This window comes from Methylobacterium persicinum (genome assembly GCF_022179525.1).
GTDB lineage: Bacteria > Pseudomonadota > Alphaproteobacteria > Rhizobiales > Beijerinckiaceae > Methylobacterium > Methylobacterium persicinum.
The window spans coordinates 1-18,864 of record NZ_BPQX01000065.1 but is presented as its reverse complement, the minus strand read 5'-3'; the positions used below and the strand labels follow the sequence as shown (position 1 = coordinate 18,864).

Sequence of the window (18,864 nt, the reverse complement as noted above, 5' to 3'; positions counted from 1 at the left end):
TCAGTGGCAGGGTGATCCGCGGCGGCGCTTCCAGCGACGCGGCGGCAACGGTGCATTTCGCATCGCGCGGGCGCACGTCGGCGGTGACGAAGGCTTTGGGGGCAGGGCGGATGCGGGTCGGACGTGCGGCGCGGCTCCGAGTCGGCGTGGGGATTCTCGCGCTGTTCGCAGCGGGCGCGGCCTTGGCGGAAATGCAGGAGATCCCGCCGGCGCATGGGGCGCGGGAGATGCACGGCGTGGCCGGGCTGGCGGTGTTCGGCGGTCTCGTGGCCTTCGCGGTGATCGTGGCCCTGCTCTATCTCTACGAGCGTGCCCGCTGGACCCGGCGCGAGCAGGATCTCGTCGCGGCCCTCAACCTCCTTCGCGGCGCCCATGACCGCGCCGAGATGCTCCTCAACACCGACCGGCAGGTCGTCATCACCTGGGACGAGCAGGGCGAGCCCGTGATCGAGGGCGATGTCGGCATCGCCCTGAACGGCGACCGGGCGGCGACGGGTTCGGCCCGGCGCGTCCTCGCTTTCGGAACGTGGCTCCTGCCCGGCGATGCCCAGGCCGTCGAGGCCGCCCTGGAGACCATGCTGGCCCGGGGCGTCGGCTTTTCCCTCGACCTCCGGAGTCAAACGGGCCGCAGCATCGATGCCCAGGGCCGCACGGTGGCGGGCAGGGCCCTGTTGCGCCTGCGCGAGACGAGCGCAGAGCGCCGGGAGATCGCGGACCTGCGGATCACCCTGGACGAGACCCGCCGGGGGCTCTCCGCGCTGGCGAGCCTCCTCGATGCGATCCCGCAACCGGTTTGGCGGCGGAACCGAGACGGGGGGCTCGCCTGGGTCAATGCCGCCTACGTCGCCGCCGTCGAAGCGGGGAGCCGGGAGGCTGTGATCGATGCGGCGGTGGAGCTTCTCGACCGCCCGGCCCGGGAGACCATCGCCCGGGAGGAAACGGATACGGCGGCCGGATCCGCCCGCAGGGGCGTGCGCGTCTCCGCGGTGGTGGCCGGCACGCGCCGGGTGCTCGACGTGTACGAAGCCGCCCTCGACGGGGGGAAGGTCGGCATCGCGATGGATGTGTCCGAGTTGGAAAGCGTCCGCGCCGACCTCCAGCAGCAGATGAACGCCAACGCGCGCACCCTCGACCAGTTGCCCACCGCCGTGGCGATGTTCGACGTGGGCCAGCGTCTTATCTTCCATAATGCGGCGTACAGGGCCCTTTGGGACCTCGATCAGGCGTTCCTCGACAGCCGCCCCTCGGACGGGGAGATCCTCGACCACCTCCGCTCCCAGCGAAAGCTGGAGGAGCATGCCGACTTCCGCACATGGAAACACGGCGTGCTCGCCGCCTATCGGGCGGCCGAGGCCAATCAGGCCTGGTGGTACCTCCCGGACGGCCGGACTTTGCGCGTTGTCGCCGATCCGAATCCCCAGGGGGGCCTGACCTATCTGTTCGAGGATGTGTCCGACCGGCTCAACGCGGAGTCGCGCTACAACGCCCTGCGCCGGCTTCAAGCCGAGACCCTGGATACCCTCGCCGAGCCAGTCGCCGTGTTCGGGGCGGACGGGCGGCTTCAGCTGGCCAACCGCGCCTTCACGACCATCTGGCGCCTCGACAACGAGATGGTGGACGCCCGGCCCCACGTCGATTCGGTCATCGCCCGCTGCAAGGCCCTTGCCCCGGCGGAAACCCCGTGGCTCGACATCCGCGACGCCGTCGTCGGCCTCGAAGCGCGAGCCGCCCTGGCCCGGCGGATCGAGATGGTGGACGGCACGGCCCTCGACTGTGCGACGCAGCCCCTGCCCGAAGGCGCGACCCTGCTGACGCTCATCGACGTGACCGCGAGCGTGAACGTCGAGCGGATGCTCACCGAGAGGAATGAGGCGCTGGAGAAGGCCGCCGAGCTGCGCGACACCTTCGTGCACCACGTCTCCTACGAACTGCGCTCCCCGCTCACCAACATCATCGGCTTCACCCAGCTCCTCGGTGACGAAACGGTCGGTGCCCTCAACACCCGCCAGCGGGAATATGCCGACCACATCATGCGCTCATCCGGTTCGCTGCTGGTGATGATCAACGACATCCTGGACCTGGCCTCCATCGATGCGGGCTCCCTGGAACTGCAGCGGGAAGACGTCGATGTGCGGGCAACCGTCGAAGCCGCCGTGCGCGGTCTCGAGGACCGGCTGGCCGAAGCGCGCATCGTGCTGTCCGTCGATGTGCCGGACGACATCGGCAGCGTCCGGGCTGACGGCAAACGGATCCGCCAGATCCTGTTCAACCTGCTGTCCAACGCCGTGGGCTTTTCGGATCCCGGCCAGACCGTCGAGATCACCGCCAGCCGCACGGCCCGGGACCTTATTCTCAGCGTCCGGGACTATGGCTGCGGCATGAGCCCGGAGGTCAAAGAGCAGGTCTTCAACCGCTTCGAGAGCCACACCCGCGGCACCCGGCACAGGGGCGTCGGCCTCGGCCTGTCGATCGTGCGGTCCTTCGTCGAACTGCACGGCGGACGGGTGGAGCTGGACACGGAGCAGGGGGTGGGGACCTGCGTCACCTGCGTCCTGCCACTCAACCAGCCGGAGCAGCCGCGCCCCACACCGGGCGACGACAGCAAACCGCTTCCCCGCCCCCATCTCTCCCGGGTCTCGATCGCCTGACCCGTCCCGGGTTCGACGGGCCACCGGATCGCCATCGCCCGGCATGATGTGATCGGGAAACATAGGGGGCGCAATCGGATCGCCCCGCCGCCCTCGACCCGACCCCGCAAGGGTCCCACGGAAGCTGGATGTCCGACACTAACAAATCCGGCTGGGCAGTCTTCTCGAACGGGGATTTCCGCCTTTTCGGCGCGGCGCGCTTCCTCACCGGCCTTGCCTACCAAATGCAGGCGGTCGCCATCGGCTGGTACGTCTACGACCTGACGCGCTCCGCCCTGGCGCTGGGCCTCGTCGGGCTCGCTGGTTTCCTGCCGGCGATCCTGAGCGCCCTGGTGAGCGGCCATGTGGCGGATGTGTACGAGCGGCGGGTGGTCGGCGCCGCCGCCTTCGGCCTCCAGGCGCTCGCGAGCTTCGGCCTCCTGGCCTACGCCCTGAGCGGGGCCGACGCCGTCTGGCCGATCTACGCCCTCGTGGTGGTCGTCGGGACGGCCCGGGCCTTCGCCAACCCAGCCCTGCAAGCTCTCCTGCCGACACTCGTCCCGGCATCCCTGTTCGGCTCGGCGATCGCCTGGAATGCCTCCCTCTGGCAGACGGCCTCGGTGATGGGTCCGGCACTGGGCGGCCTTCTGTACGCCCTGGGCGCCAAGGTGGTCTTCGCCGCGGCGGGCACGAGCTTCGCCCTCGCCAGCCTGAGCGTCGCGCTGATACGCCATCGGCCGGCCCCCGTGACCGAGCGCCCGGCCATTACCTGGGCGGCCCTTTCGGCCGGGATTCATTACATCCGGTCCCAGCCCGTCGTCCTCGGGGCGATCAGCCTCGATCTCTTCGCCGTCCTGTTCGGCGGGGCCACGGCGCTCCTGCCGATCTATGCGGGATCCGTGCTGCATGTGGGGCCCCTCGGCCTCGGCCTGCTCCGCAGCATGCCGGCAGCCGGGGCGGTCACGATGGCGGTGCTTCTCGCCTATCGCCCTCTGCGCCGCCATGCCGGCATCCGCATGCTGCGGGCCGTCATGGTCTTCGGCCTCGCGACCGTCGCCTTCGGCCTCTCAACCTCCCTCCTTTTGTCGATGGCCTGCCTGTTCGTCACGGGCGCCGCGGACATGATCTCGGTCTATGTGCGTCAGAGCTTCGTGCAGGGCGAAACGCCGGACGCGATGCGCGGCCGGGTCGCGGCCGTCAACACGGTCTTCATCGGCGCGTCGAACGAACTTGGCGAGTTCGAGTCCGGCCTGCTTGCCGCCGCGGTCGGCGCGGTGCCGGCGGTCGTCCTCGGCGGCGTGGCGACGGTCGGTATCGCGTTCCTGTGGGCGCGGCTGTTCCCCGCGCTGCAGGCGAGGGATCGCCTGCTGACGGGGAACTGACCGGCTACCGGCTCAGGCCGACTTCGACCGCACGGGGCTGCAGACCGAGACGATGGTGTCTCGCAGCATCGCCGGCGTGAATGGCTTGACGAGGCAGGCGTTGACCCCCGCCTTCCGTGCCGAGGAGAAGCAGTCGGCATTGGCCTGGGTCGTCATCATGATGAACGGAATCTCGCGCATGGCGCGATCAGAGCGCACCCGACGCAGCAGCTCGTAGCCCGTCATTGGCGTCATGTTCCAATCGGAGATGACGAGGCCGTAGCGGCGCTCCGCCAGATAATCGAGGGCGACGCTCCCATCGGCGGCGATGTCGACCTGTTGGAAGCCCAGGCGCCCCAGAATCCCCTGGACGACCTCAGCCACCATCGGCACGTCCTCGACCACGAGGACGGACGGGAAACCAGTGAACGGCATGGGCCTTCCGCGTGCAGGGGGGGCACATCCAGCGAAAAGCGCGCAACCGGATCGTGCACTGTCGTTCCTGCTGCCACGGCGTTAGCAAAACCTGAGCGGTTGCCGGTCATTTTGCCGCACGTCGCTCACCATGCCGAAACGCACGAAAGCCTTCCGGTGGGTGCGCCCCCCGGATGGCTCTGCCTTGCGTAGTAGCGTCGTGGGTTTAAACGCTCGGCGCCTCAGCGCCCGGCCAGCAGCGGCGACCACGTCGGGTCGGAGGCATAGGCCGGGGTCGGCACGGGCTGCTCCACGTGGCCGGTGATGTCGACCATGAACAACTTGCCGCCGCCCTGGCCGCCCGGATCGCGGAAGAACACCACGTACTGCCCGTTCGGTGAGAAGGACGGGCTCTCGTTGTGGAAGCCCTCGGTCAGGACGCGCTCGCCGGTCCCGTCCGTCTTGGCGACACAGATCGCGAAGCCACCGTTGCGTTGGCGGGTGTAGGCGATCAGGTCGCCCCGCGGCGACCACGCCGGCTGCGAGGCCGAACCGGTGCCGAAGGTGATCCGGTGCGGGTTCGAGCCGTCGGCGCCCATCACGTAGACCTGCTGCGACCCGCCCCGGTCCGACTCGAAGGCGATCTGGCTGCCGTCCGGCGAGTAGGTCGGCGAGGTGTCGATGGCGAGGCCGCTGGTGATGGGTTTCTGCGCCTTGGAGGCGATGTCCATCGTGACGATGTCGGCGTTGCCGCCCTGCTGGACGCTCATCACGAGGCGCCGTCCATCCGGGGAGAAGCGCGGGCTCGCGCTCATCGAGTCGACCGAGCCGAAGGCCTGCCGAGAGCCGGTCTCGAGGTTGATCACCTGCACCCGCGGCTGGTGACCGGAGGCCTGTGCCATGAAGGCAATGTCCTGGGTGGTCGGCGAGTAGCGGGGGGCGACGATGGACATCTCGCCCGTGGTGATGGCGCGGACATTGGCGCCGTCCTGATCCATGACCATCAGGCGCTTGCGCCGGTTCTCCTTCGGCCCGGTCTCGTCCACGAAGGCGATGCGGCTGTCGAACCAGGGCCCGAGGCCGGTGATCTTGGTATAGACCTGATCGGAGATCAGATGGCCGGTGCGGCGGGCATTCGCCGGATCGGTGGCATATTGCTGGCCGATCATCTGCTGGCCCGACGTCACATCCCAAAGGCGGAACTCCACCTTGAGCCGGCCGCCCGCATCGCGGCCGACCTTGCCGGTGACGAGGCCCTGGACCCCCGTCGCGCGCCACTTCTCGAAGTTCGGCGCGGCGTCGAAGGGCGGGTTTTCCGGGAAGCGCGCCCTGTCGAGGGGCGTGAAGTAGCCCGACCGGCGGAGGTTGTTGGTGACGACACCGCTTACGAGCCCGCCGAGGCTCGGATCGCCGCCGAACTCAGCGATGGCGATGGGCATCGGCTGGAAGCTGCCGCCGCCGATTCGCAGCTGGAGCTGCGCCTGCGCCGGCCCGGCAAAGCCGATGACGGCCGCAAGGAGCGCCAGGAGCGCCAGGAGGGGGGCGGGCAGCGGGGAGCGGTGCCGGCGGGTTGGGCTGTCGATCATAGGCTCGGTCGTGATGCAGACGGGGGAGGGGACGGCGACGGCGCGGATCCCGGCGTCACGTCGCCGTAAACTCGAACTCCGCGTTGATCGCTTTCCAATCGTTGTAATACGGCGCGTAGGTCGCCGGTATGCGGTAGGGCGCGCAGCGCCTCACCGCCCGGAGCGCGGCCTGCGCGATGGACTGGTCCACCGAACTCGCCCCACCCCGCATGAGCCTCGGTTCGGTGCTGAGGGATCCGTCGGGATTCAGACGGATGTCCAGCACCGGAAGCACCACGCCCTGGGCGGCGCCCGGCGGGGCCGAGTAGCACCGCTCGATCTGCTGCTGGAGCAGGCCGACCAGCGCGTCGCGCAGGGACGGAGAGAGGCGCTGGGCGGTACCGGTGGCGGCGCCGAGGGCGGCGACCTTCTGCACCGCGTGGCCCGTGGCGCCGGTCGATTGTGACGGCGCCTTCGAAGCCAGCATGGAGCGGATGTCACCCGCGTTGAACTTGTCCGCGAGGGCGGCCTGCTGCCGGGCCTTGGCTTCCGCGTCGGCCTTGGCCTTCGCGTCCGCCAGGGCCTTGGCCTTCGCCTTGGCGGCGGCATCGGCCCTGGCCTTCTCGGCGGCTTCGGCCTTCTCCCGCTCCGCCTCGGCCTTGGCCTCGGCGGCCTCCTTCTGACGTTCGGCCTCCGCTTCGGCCTTGGCTTTGGCCTCGGCAGCCTTCCGGGACGCCTCGGCCTTCGCCTTGGCTTCCGCGGCCTTGGCTTCGGCCGCCTTCTTGGCGGCGTCGGCCTTGGCTTGGGCAGCGGCTTCCGCCTCCTGCCGCTCGATCAGCTTGTCGAGCTGCTCGCGCTTCTCGGCCTCCGCCTTGGCTTCGGCGGCCTTGGCGGCGGCTTCGGCCTTGGCCTTGCTGTCCGCGGCGGCCTTCGCTGCGGCGGCCTTGTCCGCCGCTGCCTTGTCCGCAGCCGCCTTGGCAGCCTTCTCCGCCTCGCGCTTTTCCTGCGCGGCCTTGGCGGCCTTCGCCGTCTCGGCCTCGTTCACCTCGGGCTCGACCCGCAGGGGCATTGCCTCCGCGTTGGCGATCTTCATCTCGGCGGTGCGGGTCGGCGCGGTGGGTGCATCGGTCTTGGCGTTCTCCGGCTCCCGGTCCTCAACCTTCTCGTCCTGACGGTCGGCCCGGCTCTGTGCGTTGGGCATAGGCTTGTCGGCCTGCCGCTCGCCCTTGGTGATCTCGGAGAGCTGCTGCTCCGTGATCACCTCCACGGGTACGCCTTCCTGCGCCTCGGGGAGGGCGGGGGCGGACACGCCGAGCAGGACGAGGCCCAGGAGGGCCACGTGGGTGCCAGCCGAGATCCAGACGCCGGGCTCCCGGCGGTTGAAGGCAGGCAAGGGGATCGCCAAGGCAGCGCTCCTCCTAGTGCTCGGGCTCGGTGACGAGGGCGACGTGCCGGAAGCCTCCGCCGGTCACGATGGCCATCACCTGGGCGACGCGGCCGTAATCGACGCGCTTGTCGCCGCGCACGAAGACGCGGTCCTCGGTGCCGTTCTTGGCCGCGGCGGTGAGCTTGGGCACGATGGTCTCGTCGGTGAGTTCGTCCTCACCGAGGAAGATCTGGCCGGTCTGCCGGATGGAGAGGGTGATCGGCTTCACGTCCGAGTTCAGGGGAGACGCCTTCGATTGGGGCAGGTCGAGGGGCACGCCCACCGTCATCATCGGTGCCGCAACCATGAAGATGATGAGGAGCACCAGCACGACGTCGATGAACGGCGTCATGTTGATCTCGTTGATGGCGCCGCCGCGACGGCCGCGCCTGCGCCGCCGCTTCGTCCCGCCTTGCCCAGCCCCTGCCGCCATGGCCATCGGTCAGGTCTCCTCAGGCGGCCAGCGACAGGCGCTCGTCGATCTGCCGAGACAGGATCGCCGAGAACTCATCCGCGAAGCCTTCCAGGCGCGACTGTGCCTTGGCGACCTCGGCCTGGAGCTTGTTGTAGGCGAGCACCGCCGGGATGGCGGCGAACAGGCCGATGGCGGTGGCGAACAGCGCCTCGGCGATGCCCGGCGCCACGACCGCAAGCGAGGTGTTCTTGGAGGCCGCAATTGAGGTGAAGGCGGTCATGATACCCCACACTGTGCCGAACAGGCCGATATACGGGCCGGCCGAGCCGATGGAGGCGAGGAACAGGAGCCGCGATTCGAGCCGCTCGACCTCCCGGTGGATCGTCACGTCGAGCTGCTTCTCGATCCGCTGCGAGAGGGATTGGACCTGCCGGCCCGAGCCCTCGAATGAGCGCTTCCATTCCCGCATGGCGGCCACGAACACCGCCGCGAGCCCAGTGGCGGGCCGGTCGTTGAACGAGCGGAACAGTTCCTCCAGGGAGCGGCCGGACCAGAACGCGTCCTCGAACGCGTCCATCTCCTTGCGGATGCGGCGGAACAGTATGGTCTTGTCGACGATGATCGACCAGCACCAGACCGAGGCGCCGAGCAGGCCGAGCATCACGATCTTAACGACGATATGCGCCTGAAGGAACAAGCCCAGCAGGCTCATGTCGGCCACAGGGGCGGCCTGCATCGCGTCGGCTGGGTTCATCCGTCGAAGTCTCCTGCTCCGAACCGGCATGCGGGTGCGGGCACGCCCCGCTGCCGGAAATTCGAGCGATATCAATGCTATCGCCCGCGAATCTGTCGAAAGTAAGGGCCGGTCCCGACCGGGCTCGTTCGTGGCGTGCACCGGATTCTAAGGGCGCGTCAGGGTTAAGGATTGGTTGAAATCCCGGCGATCTTGAGGCCTTTCCGGTCAAAGGGCGGCTGGACCGGGGCGGGGACGCCTCCCTATGCTGCTCTCACCGCAACCAAGCAGGATCCCTCCGTGACCGCACCCGTGCCGAGCCTGCCCGATCTGCTCCGCGGCGAGGGCGGCCGCCTGCTCGGGTGGTCCTGCCTCGCCGACGTCGCCCTGGCGGGCCTGATGGCCCGGTCCGGTTTCGACGTCGTGCTCCTCGACCAGCAGCACGGGACCTACGACGTTCCCGCGACCGTCGCAGGGCTCACCGAGCTGGCCCTGGCCGGCCGTCCCGGGCTCGTGCGGATCGCGGTCGGCGACTTCGCCATGGCCTCGCGGATGCTGGATGCAGGCGCGGCCGGCATCGTCGCGCCGATGATCAACACCGAGGCCGACGCCCGCGCCTTCGCCGCGGCGACGAAATTTCCGCCCGTCGGCCAGCGCAGCTGGGGGCCGGACCGGGCTATGTGGTTCTCGGACCTCGCCGATCCGCAGGATTACCTGACGAAGGCCAACGCCCGGACCATGACCATCGCCATGTGCGAAACCCGGGAGGCCATCGCCAACCTCCCCGCCATCCTCCGGGTGCCGGGGATCGACGGGATCCTCGTGGGCCCCGGCGACCTGTCCATCGCCCTGTCGAACGGCGCCCGCTTCGATCCCACCGGCAGCGCGGTGACGGAGGCGCTTCGGGAGATCGTCCGCACGACGCTCGCCGCCGGCAAGATCCCCTGTGCCTTCGCCGCCGGCCCGGCCCGCGCCAGGGAAATGATCGACATGGGCTTCAAGCTCGCCTCCATCGGCTACGACGGCGTCCTCTTGGCGGACGCCTTCCGGAGGGCGGTGGCAGAGGCGAGGGGGTGAGGGTTTTCCCCGCGGCGCACGCGATAACGGCGGAGGCTGGGGCGATGGGCGTTCTTGCCGCGCCGTACGACATAAGCCGCGCCACTTGAGACTGGTGCGAGCGAGGACGGCCCTGTAAGCCCGGTGCGCCGAAGGGCGGGGAGAGCGAAAGGTACGCCGATGCCGACAGCCTTCATCTACGACCACGTCCGCACGCCCCGCGGCCGGGGGAAGGCCGATGGCGCCCTGCATGAGGTGACGGCCCTGCGCCTCGCCGAGACCGCCCTGCGGGCCCTGAAGGACCGCAACGGCCTCGACACACGGCTGGTGGATGACGTGATCCTGGGTTGTGTCGATCCGGTGGGCGAAGCGGGGGGTGACATCGCCCGGGCCGCCGCCCTGGTGGCCGATTACGGGATCCACGTCCCCGGCGTGCAGATCAACCGCTTCTGCGCCTCGGGCCTCGATGCGGTGAATTTCGCCGCCGCGCAGGTCATGTCGGGCCAGCACCATATGGCCGTCGGCGGCGGCGTCGAATCCATGAGCCGCATCGGCATCGGCGCCTCAGGCGGGGCGTGGCCGGTCGATCCGGCCATCGCCGTCAAATCCTACTTCATGCCGCAGGGCATCTCGGCGGACCTGATCGCCACCAAGTACGGCTTCAGCCGGGATGCCTGCGACGCCTACGCCGTTCGCTCGCAGGAACTGGCCGCCCGCTCCTGGGACCAGGGGCTGTTCGCCCGCTCGGTGGTGCCCGTGCGCGACGTGAACGGCATCGTCCTCCTCGACCGCGACGAGCACATGCGGCCGGGCACGGACATGCAGTCGCTGGCCGCACTCAAGCCGTCCTTCGTGCAGATGGGCCAGATGGGCGGCTTCGACGCGGTCGCAACGGACGCCCATCCAGATGTCGAGTTCGTCGAGCATGTCCACCATGCCGGCAACTCCTCCGGGATCGTGGACGGGGCGGCCGCGGTGCTGATCGGCTCGCAGGAGGCCGGCGAGGCCGCGGGCCTCAAGCCCCGGGCGCGCATCCGCGCCTTCGCCAATATCGGGTCCGACCCCGCGCTGATGCTGACCGGCCCCATCGACGTGACGCGCAAGGTGCTCGACCGGGCGGGGATGACCCTGGACGACATCGACCTCATCGAGGTCAACGAAGCCTTCGCCGCCGTGGTGCTCCGCTTCTGCCAAGCCTTCGACCTCGATCCGGACGCCGTCAACGTGAACGGAGGAGCCATCGCCCTCGGCCATCCCCTTGGGGCGACGGGTGCGATGATCCTGGGCACGGCCCTCGATGAGCTGGAGCGCACGGGCAAGGAACGCGCCCTCGTCACCCTGTGCATCGGCGCCGGGATGGGCACCGCGACGATCATCGAGCGCGTCTGACCATACACTCGATCTCCAACACGAAACGGGAGGAAAACCTTGAACCGTCTGATCGCCACCCTCTGCCTCGGCGTCGCCCTGTGCGCGCCGCTCGCTGCCCGCGCCGATGAGACGAGCGACCGGGTCGCCGAGGCGACGAAGCTCGTCAACAAGACCCTGATCAAGAATCTCCAGACCGGCTTCAACGTGGCCCTCGAGAAGACCACCGCCCCGATGCCGGAGGCCCGCGCCGAGGCCGTGCGCAAGGAGCTGAATGCGGAGTTCGAGAAGCAGCGCAACCTGATGGTTGAGGGGCTGTCCAAGGAATACGCCCAGAAGTTCAGCCTGACCGAGCTGAAGCATCTCGACGAGATCTACTCCGATCCGGTCTACGAGAAGTTCCAGACCATGAACGCCGATCCGAATTCGGCGGTGACGGCGATCTCGCAGAACTCGGTGACGAAGCTGCTGAACATGCTCGCCGTCGCCTCGGCGACGGATAACGCGCCCCCCGGCGCGCCCCCCAGCCCCGTGCCGGCCCCGGCGCCGAAGTAAGGGACGACCGGCGCAGCCCATCCAGCGAGAGACCGGGAAGGAGCGATTCCATGACGTCAGGCAATTTCCGGTTCGAGACCGATTCCGACGGCATCGCGCTGGCGGTCTGGGACATGCCGGGCCGCTCGATGAACGTCATCACCGAAGCGGTGATGGAGGAACTCTCGGCCATCGTGGAGACCGTCGCCGCCGATCCGGCGATCAAGGGCTGCGTCATCGCCACGGGGAAGGAAAACTTCTCCGGGGGCGCCGACCTCACCATGCTCCAGGGCATGCGGGCCACCTATGAACGGCTCCGGGCCGACGAGGGCGAGGAGGCGGCCATGCGCCGCTTCTTCGAGGAGTCCCGCCGGCTCACGCTGCTGTTCCGGCGCCTGGAAACCTGCGGCAAGCCCTTCGCGGTGGCGATCCACGGACTGTGCCTGGGCGGCGCCTTCGAGCTCGCCCTGGCCTGCCACCACCGGATCGCCTCGGACGCGCCCCACACCCGGGTCGGCCTCCCTGAGATCAAGGTGGGGCTGTTCCCCGGCGGCGGCGGCACGCAACGCGTCGCCCGCCTGATGCAGACCGGCGATGCCCTCCAGATGCTGTTCAAGGGCGAGCAGATCCGGGCGCCCATGGCGAAGGGCATGGGCTTGGTCCACGCGGTGGCGCCGGAGGCCGACATCGTGGCGCAAGCCAAGGCCTGGATCCGCGACGGCGGCTCGGCGGTCGCCCCCTGGGATGCGCCGAAGTTCAAGGCGCCGTCCGGGAAGGTCTATTCGCCCGCCGGCATGCAGGTCTGGCCGGCGGCCAACGCGATCTACCGTCGCGAGACCCATGATAACTATCCCGCAGCCAAGGCCATCCTGGCCTCCGTCTACGAGGGTCTGCAGCTTCCCATGGATCTCGCCCTCCGGGTCGAGAGCCGCTACTTCGCGCAGATCCTCCGGACCAAGGAGGCGGCGGCGATGATCCGCACCCTGTTCCTCTCCATGGGCGAGTTGAACAAAGGCGCCCGGCGGCCGAAGGACGTGCCGCCCGCCACGTTACGTAAGGTCGGCGTGGTCGGCGCGGGCTTCATGGGCGCGGGCGTCGCCTACGTCACCGCCCAGGCCGGGTTCGAGGTGGTGCTCATCGACCAGAGTGCCGAGGCCGCCGAGAAGGGCAAGGCCCACGCCCACGCCCTGATCACCGGCCAAATCAACAAGGGCCGCGCCAAGACCGCCGACCGGGATGCCCTCCTCGGCCGCATCACCGCCACGGCGGATTATGGGGCGCTCGCTGGCTGCGACCTTGTCGTGGAGGCGGTGTTCGAGGATCCCAGGGTGAAGGCCGACGTGATCGCCCGGATCGAGGCGGTCATCGGGCCGGAGACGGTGTTCGCCTCGAACACCTCGACGCTCCCCATCACCGGCCTGGCGGGCCATTCCCGCCGGCCGGACCAGTTCGTGGGCATTCACTTCTTCTCGCCCGTCGAGAAGATGATGCTCGTGGAGATCATCAAGGGCGCTGCCACCGGCGACAGGGCGGTCGCTGTGGCTTTGGACTACGTCCGGGCGATCAAGAAGACCCCGATCGTCGTCAACGATTCCCGGGGCTTCTTCGCCAACCGCTGCGTCGGCGCCTACCTGCTCGAAGGCCACAAGATGTTCGCCGAGGGCGTGCCCCCGGCCATGATCGAGAGCGCCGGGCGGCAGGCCGGGATGCCGGTCGGCCCCCTGTCCCTCAACGACGAGGTCGCCCTCGACCTGATCCTGAAGATCGCCAAGGCCACCGAGGCGCAGGTCGGGCCGCACGCCGTCGACCCCGCGCAGAAGGCGATCCTGGCCGCGATGGTCGAGGAGCGCGGGCGCCTGGGCCGCAAGAACCGCAAGGGCTTCTACGATTACCCCGAAGGCGCCCCGAAGCGCCTGTGGCCCGGCTTGGCCGAGCTTCAGCCCCACCGCCTCGCGGCCGAGGACATCGACTTCACAGAACTGAAGAACCGGCTCCTGGTGGTGCAGGCCCTGGAAGCCGCCCGGACGGTGGGGGAGGGGGTCGTTACCGATCCGCGGGAGGCCGATGTCGGCTCGATCCTCGGCTTCGGCTTCGCTCCGTTCACCGGCGGGGTGCTGTCCTACATCGACTTCATGGGCGTCCCGGCCTTCGTCGCCCTGGCCCGAAGCCTGGAAGCGAAACACGGGCCGCGCTTCTCCGTCCCCGACAGCCTTGCCGCGATGGCCGAGAGCGGCGGGACCTTCTACGGCGCGGCCAAGCGGGCGGCGTAGGCCGTCCGCAGGCGGGCGTCACGCCACCCGGACCAGCCGCGTCGCGAGGGTGGCCAAGTCAGAATGGTTGTCCGACAGGAGGTCGGTGATGTCGCCGACCTCCAGGGCCTTCACGTGGCGGCAGCGCTGGCCGAAGCGCCCGGCCATGCAGGTGCAGCGCAGGACCGCCCCACTGGTGCGCTCTTCGAGGGTCACCGTGTAGCGGTTGCCCGTCGAACCGCGCATCAGGAAGCTCAGGGACGCGGAGGTCGGGGGACGAACGGCCATCGCCCGCCCGCTGATCACGCCGCGCCCCGGTGCGGGCCGGGCCCCTTCGCCGGGCACCTCCGTAACCGGCACGCCGATGGAGGCGGCCAGCCCGTGGACGTCCCCGGTGCCGGTCTCGCCCATGGCGGCGAGGGCGATGCGGGCACAGGCATAGGCATCCTCGCCGGCATCGTGATGCTCGAAGGTGATTCCGAGCCGCCGGGCCACCTTGCCGAGGCCGCAACCCTCCGGTGCGGGGAAGACCCGCCGGGCGACCTGCACGGTGCAGAGATAGGCAAAATCCGGGACGGGCAGCCCCGCCCGCCCGAGCCCGGCCCGAAGCACGCCGATATCGAACGTGGCGTTGTGGGCGAGGATCACCCCGCCTCCGAGGTCGGCGAGGTAAGGCGCCATCACCTCCGCGAAGGCCGGCTTGCCGGCGACGTCGGCCGGCAGGATCCCGTGGACGCGGATATTGCCGGGGGAGAAGCGCATCTCCGGGGGCCGGATGAGATGGCTTTCCCGGCGTACCACCCGCCCGTCCGCGATCCAGGCGAGGCCCACCGCGCAGGCGCTGTCACGCCGCTCGTTGGCGGTCTCGAAATCGAGGGCGAGGGTGATCATGCAGGCGCGCGTTCCCGGGGCGTTCCCAGGGTCTACGCCCTGGACGAGTCCCGCTTCAACCCTGTTCCACCATGGCGAGCCAATCCGCCTCGCTGACGACGCGGACGCCGTGCTTCTCGGCATCCTTCAGCTTCGAACCCGCCCCCGGCCCCGCCACCACCAGATCCGTCTTCGCCGAGACGGAGCCGGAGACCTTCGCGCCGAGGCGTTCGGCCACCGCCTTGGCCTCGTTGCGGGTCATCTGTTCCAGGGTGCCGGTGAAGACCACCGTCTTCCCGGCAAAGGCCGTGGCGGAGGCGGCCTGCCTCATCGGCTCGGTGCGCACCTCCTTGAGAAGTTCGTTCACCGCCGAGGCGTTGTGCGGCTCGGCGAAGAACTGGATCAGGGCATCCGTCGCCACCGGGCCGATCTCGCCGTCGTCGGCGAAGGCGCGATAGGCGTCGCCGGGCCGCTGTGCCGCCGCCCGCTCCACCGCCGCCCGGGCCGCGTCGAGATCGCCGTACTGGGCGATCAGGCTCTCGCGCTGGTTTGCGGTCAGCCGCACCCGCTCACCCGACGGCGCCTCGCCGGCTTCGGGGTGGAGGCCGGATTCGAGCAGGCGCTCGCGGGTGGTGACGCCGATGCGCGGAACGGACGAGAACGCCAGCCAATCCGGGCCGCCTTGCCCTTCGGCCGCGGCCGCGATGCCCTCGATCAGGGCGGGCATATCTTCGAACCGTTTCGCCAGGGCCTTCGCCGTGGCCTCTCCGATCTGCGGGATGCCCAGGGCGAACACGAACCGGTTGAGGGCGATGGACCGGCGGGCCTCGACCCCCGCGAGGAGGTTCTTGATTGCCTTGTCCTCGTCGTCGCCCTTCTTCTTGGCGACCTTCTTCGGCGGTTCGGCCCCCGCCCTCCGCTCGGCCGACAGCGCCTCCCGCCGGGCCACGACGGCGGCCTTCAACGCCTGGAAATCGAGGCGGAAGAGGTCGGCGGGCTGGTGGACGAGGCCTGCCTCGAACAGCACCTCGATATAGGTCTCGCCGAAGCCTTCGATGTCGAACCCATTGCGGGACACGAAGTGCTTCAGCCGCTCGACCCCCTGGGCGGGGCAGATGAGGCCGCCGGTGCAGCGCCGGACCGCGTCGAGCCGGCCCGTCCGCGGGTTCACCGCCCGCACCGCCCGGCTGCCGCAGGCGGGGCAACGATCGGGGAACTCGTAGGGACGCGAGTACGCCGGGCGCTTGGTGAGATCGACGTCCATCACCTTGGGGATCACGTCACCCGCGCGTACCACCGTCACGGTATCGCCGACGCGGATGTCCCGGCCCTCGCGGATCGGCTCACCGTCGGCGCCCACGCCCTTCACGTAGCCTTCGTTGTGCAGGGTCGCCTTGGACACCACCACGCCCCCCACCGTCACCGGCCGGAGCTTGGCCAGGGGGTTGAGGGAGCCCGTGCGGCCCACATTGATCACGATGTCCTCCAGCACCGTCGTCGCCTCCTCGGCGGCGAACTTGTGCGCCAGCGCCCAGCGCGGCGAACGCGAAACGAAGCCGAGGCGCTTCTGGAGGGCGATGTCGTCCACCTTGTAGACGACGCCGTCGATATCGTAGCCCAGGTCGGCCCGCTCCGCCGCGATGCCCCGGTAGTGGGCGAGCATGCCCTCCGTGTCGGTGAAGGTACGGGTCCGGGGGTTCACCGGCAGCCCCCATGCCGCGAAACGTTCGAGCACCCCCGACTGGGTGTCCGCGATCGCCTCGGAAACCTCTCCCCAGGCATAGGCGAAGAACCGCAGGGGCCGCGAGGCGGTGATCGCCGGATCGAGCTGGCGCAGGGATCCGGCCGCGGCGTTGCGGGGGTTGGCGAAGAGCGGCTTGCCCGCGGCCTCCTGCCGGGCGTTGATGCCCGCGAAATCCGCGTGGGACAGGTACACCTCGCCCCGGATTTCACAGATGGGCGGCCAGCCGGTGCCGGAGAGACGCTCGGGGATGTCCTCGACCGTCATCGCGTTGGCGGTGACGTTCTCGCCGACCTCGCCGTCGCCCCGGGTGGCGGCGGTGACCAGGGCCCCATCCTTGTAGCGCAGCGAGAGGGACAAGCCGTCGATCTTGGGCTCGGCGGTGAAGGCGAGGGGCTTGTCGTCGGGCCATGCCAGGAACCGGCGCACCCGGGCGACGAACTCGGCCACCTCTTCGTCGGCGAAGGCATTGCCCAGGGAGAGCATCGGGACCGCGTGGCGGACCTTGGCGAAACTCTCGGACGGCTTGGCACCCACCGAGGCGCTGGCCGCCCCGGTCCCGGCGAGGTCGGGGAAGTCGGCCTCGATCGTCTCGAGGCGGCGGCGCAGGCGGTCGTACTCCGCGTCCGAGATTTCCGGCGCATCCTCCTGATGGTACAGGCGGTCGGCCTCGGCGATCTGCTCCGAGAGTCGGGCGTGCTCGGCGCGCGCCTCCTCGGGGGTCGGTCGGGACGATTCGGAATGCACGGAGGCCATGCCGGGCTTCTAACGCATCACGGCGGCGGGGAAGAGTGGGCGCGTGCGGAGATTGCCGGCATGATCACCGCCCGTGTCGCCATCGCCCGCCTCCGCCCCGGGCCGCAGTCGCTGGTCCGCTGCGAAAGCCTGCTTGACCCGCAGGAGCTGGCCCGCGCCAACAGGTTCCTGCGGAGCGCCGACCGGGACCGCTTCATCGCGAGCCATGCCGCCCTTCGTCTCGTCGTCGGCGCTGAACTCGGCGTGCCGCCCGATGTCTTGCGCTTCGACCGGGAGGAGGGCGGGCGCCCGTTCGTTGCCGGTCCGGCGAGCAACGGTTTCGATTTCAACCTCTCGCATTCGGGCGACCTCGCGGTCATCGGCTGCGTCGAGGGTGCGAGGATCGGCGTCGACGTGGAAGCGCGGCGCCCGCTGCCCGATGCCCTCCGCATCGCCCGTAGCCACTTTGCCTCCGAGGAGGCATCGGCCCTTGCAGCCTTGCCACCGGAGGATCGGGAAGGGGCGTTCTTCGCCCTGTGGACCCGCAAGGAAGCGGTCGTGAAGGCGCTCGGCACCGGTCTCTCCCTCTCCCTCGCCGCATTCACCGTCGCGGTCCCCCCGTCGCCGCCGGGACTGCTGCGGATCGCGGATGGCGGGGGCAAATGGTTCATGGCTGCCCTCGATGTCGGGCCCGGCGCCTGCGCCACGGTGGCGGTCACCGCAGCCGACTGCGACATCCGCCCCGTCAGCCTCGCCGAAGATTGGGCCGACATGTTCATGACGAAATGACGCCCCGGGCGCTTGCGGGCGGGAGAGGGCGTCGCTATAAGCCGGCTCGCCGGTGACGCGTCAGCGCCCGCCGGCCTTCGGAGTGTAGCGCAGTCTGGTAGCGCACCACGTTCGGGACGTGGGGGTCGCAGGTTCAAATCCTGCCACTCCGACCAATACTTAGATCGGTTTGGAATGACTGCCCCGACAGTCATCCCGACAGAAAGCCCGATCTACGAAGCCGAAATCCTCGCCGCCCAGGACGCTGCCGAAGCTATCGTCACGATCTGCTGGACAGTGCAGCCTTACGGGCCCGACATGGATCTGTGGCAGATCGGCGACCTGATCTGGACGGACGTGGAGCTGATGAGCCTTGCTGCTCGGGAGGGCGTCGTGCCGGCGAGCGGGAGGTTGCAATAGCCATGGCGAAGGAACCGCCCCCGACCGTCGGCGATCTGCGCCGCAAGGCGATCGTCACGGACGATGAAATCTCGAACGCAGCGGACAGCTTCCTCGCAGACCCGAAGACGACGCCCTACCGTTTCGGCAGAGACCACATGCTCGATGTCGCCGCGGCAGTGGAGCGGCACACACCATCCCTCCTGATCTATCGTGACCCGCACGCTTGCGCTGCGGATAAGCGACGAGCGGTCGTTAATGCACTTCTGCTCGCGAGCCCAATGGCTCTGGCGACGCCGACTGAAGAATGACGATCGCGATCCAAGGCCGTTACCACAACGCACTGCGCGCGGTCGCCGGAGCACCGGCCGGACTTCGGTTCCAAGCGTATCCCAGTACGATGCCCCCTCCTGGTGGAGATGAGGCTGGTGGAGGAGCGGGACGCATCCCGGATCAACGACCCAAACGGCCTAGCATGGTTCCTCACGCCCGAGGGACGAGCAGTTGTGAAGGCCTACGGGGAGGACGAGGCATGACCGAGCCCCGATATTTCGCGACGGCTTACTCGAACGGGAGAGGCCATCCCGTTCGAGTAAGCCGTCG

Annotated in this window: 16 protein-coding genes and 1 tRNA gene; 10 read left to right on the top strand and 7 right to left on the bottom strand. The window is 69.3% G+C overall.

From position 1 onward, the window contains the following. Nucleotides 1–110 precede the first annotated feature (110 nt). Nucleotides 111–2,648, top strand: a complete 2,538-nt coding sequence (locus tag MFF22_RS22940) for a sensor histidine kinase (RefSeq protein ID WP_238252981.1) — start codon at nt 111–113, stop codon at nt 2,646–2,648. A gap of 128 nt (nt 2,649–2,776) precedes the next feature. Beyond that, nucleotides 2,777–4,009 carry an MFS transporter gene (locus tag MFF22_RS22935; RefSeq protein WP_238252980.1) on the top strand — a complete coding sequence of 411 codons (1,233 nt, stop codon included), beginning with the start codon at nt 2,777–2,779 and terminating at the stop codon, nt 4,007–4,009. Between the two features lie 12 nt (nt 4,010–4,021). On the opposite strand, the gene MFF22_RS22930 is transcribed toward MFF22_RS22935, so the two are convergent. From MFF22_RS22930 to tolQ, 5 genes are all read right to left on the bottom strand, one after another. Then, complete coding sequence (locus MFF22_RS22930; RefSeq protein WP_238252979.1) at nt 4,022–4,423, bottom strand: response regulator; 402 nt, start codon at nt 4,421–4,423, stop codon at nt 4,022–4,024. 221 nt (nt 4,424–4,644) lie between these two features. Then, nucleotides 4,645–5,988 carry a Tol-Pal system beta propeller repeat protein TolB gene (tolB, locus tag MFF22_RS22925; RefSeq protein WP_238252978.1) on the bottom strand — a complete coding sequence of 448 codons (1,344 nt, stop codon included), beginning with the start codon at nt 5,986–5,988 and terminating at the stop codon, nt 4,645–4,647. Between the two features lie 55 nt (nt 5,989–6,043). Continuing rightward, nucleotides 6,044–7,366: a cell envelope integrity protein TolA gene (gene tolA, locus MFF22_RS22920; RefSeq protein WP_370877548.1), complete on the bottom strand. Its 1,323-nt coding sequence runs from the start codon at nt 7,364–7,366 to the stop codon at nt 6,044–6,046. Between the two features lie 19 nt (nt 7,367–7,385). Beyond that, a complete protein-coding gene (locus MFF22_RS22915) occupies nt 7,386–7,832 on the bottom strand; it encodes an ExbD/TolR family protein (protein ID WP_238252976.1) in 447 nt (148 codons plus the stop codon). Nucleotides 7,833–7,845: 13 nt separating this feature from the next. Next, complete coding sequence (gene tolQ, locus MFF22_RS22910; protein WP_238252975.1) at nt 7,846–8,562, bottom strand: protein TolQ; 717 nt, start codon at nt 8,560–8,562, stop codon at nt 7,846–7,848. Between the two features lie 279 nt (nt 8,563–8,841). Between tolQ and MFF22_RS22905 the strand changes: the two genes are divergently transcribed. From MFF22_RS22905 to MFF22_RS22890, 4 genes are all read left to right on the top strand, one after another. Beyond that, nucleotides 8,842–9,618, top strand: a complete 777-nt coding sequence (locus MFF22_RS22905; protein WP_238252973.1) for an HpcH/HpaI aldolase family protein — start codon at nt 8,842–8,844, stop codon at nt 9,616–9,618. 159 nt (nt 9,619–9,777) lie between these two features. Next, complete coding sequence (locus MFF22_RS22900; protein WP_238252971.1) at nt 9,778–10,986, top strand: acetyl-CoA C-acetyltransferase; 1,209 nt, start codon at nt 9,778–9,780, stop codon at nt 10,984–10,986. Nucleotides 10,987–11,025: 39 nt separating this feature from the next. Then, on the top strand, nt 11,026–11,520 hold the full coding sequence (locus tag MFF22_RS22895; protein WP_238252969.1) for a DUF2059 domain-containing protein: 495 nt from the start codon (nt 11,026–11,028) through the stop codon (nt 11,518–11,520). Between the two features lie 50 nt (nt 11,521–11,570). After that, nucleotides 11,571–13,769 (top strand): FAD-dependent oxidoreductase, encoded by a 2,199-nt coding sequence (locus MFF22_RS22890; protein WP_238252968.1) that lies wholly within the window; start codon nt 11,571–11,573, stop codon nt 13,767–13,769. An 18-nt stretch (nt 13,770–13,787) separates the two neighbouring features. Here MFF22_RS22890 and MFF22_RS22885 read toward each other — a convergent pair whose 3' ends face one another. Together MFF22_RS22885 and ligA are read right to left on the bottom strand one after the other, a co-directional pair. Then, entirely contained in the window at nt 13,788–14,639 is an 852-nt protein-coding gene (locus tag MFF22_RS22885; protein ID WP_238252967.1) for a 3'-5' exonuclease, read from the bottom strand. 55 nt (nt 14,640–14,694) lie between these two features. Continuing rightward, nucleotides 14,695–17,115, bottom strand: a complete 2,421-nt coding sequence (gene ligA / locus MFF22_RS22880; protein ID WP_238252966.1) for an NAD-dependent DNA ligase LigA — start codon at nt 17,113–17,115, stop codon at nt 14,695–14,697. Nucleotides 17,116–17,175: 60 nt separating this feature from the next. Between ligA and MFF22_RS22875 the strand changes: the two genes are divergently transcribed. The 4 genes from MFF22_RS22875 to MFF22_RS22860 all read left to right on the top strand — a co-directional run bounded on the left by MFF22_RS22875 (nt 17,176) and on the right by MFF22_RS22860 (nt 18,572). Then, complete coding sequence (locus MFF22_RS22875; protein ID WP_238252965.1) at nt 17,176–17,883, top strand: 4'-phosphopantetheinyl transferase family protein; 708 nt, start codon at nt 17,176–17,178, stop codon at nt 17,881–17,883. Between the two features lie 78 nt (nt 17,884–17,961). Continuing rightward, nucleotides 17,962–18,038 (top strand) — tRNA-Pro (locus MFF22_RS22870). 19 nt (nt 18,039–18,057) lie between these two features. After that, entirely contained in the window at nt 18,058–18,282 is a 225-nt protein-coding gene (locus MFF22_RS22865; protein WP_238252964.1) for a hypothetical protein, read from the top strand. A 2-nt stretch (nt 18,283–18,284) separates the two neighbouring features. Further along, nucleotides 18,285–18,572 carry a hypothetical protein gene (locus MFF22_RS22860; RefSeq protein ID WP_238252963.1) on the top strand — a complete coding sequence of 96 codons (288 nt, stop codon included), beginning with the start codon at nt 18,285–18,287 and terminating at the stop codon, nt 18,570–18,572. Nucleotides 18,573–18,864: the final 292 nt, after the last annotated feature.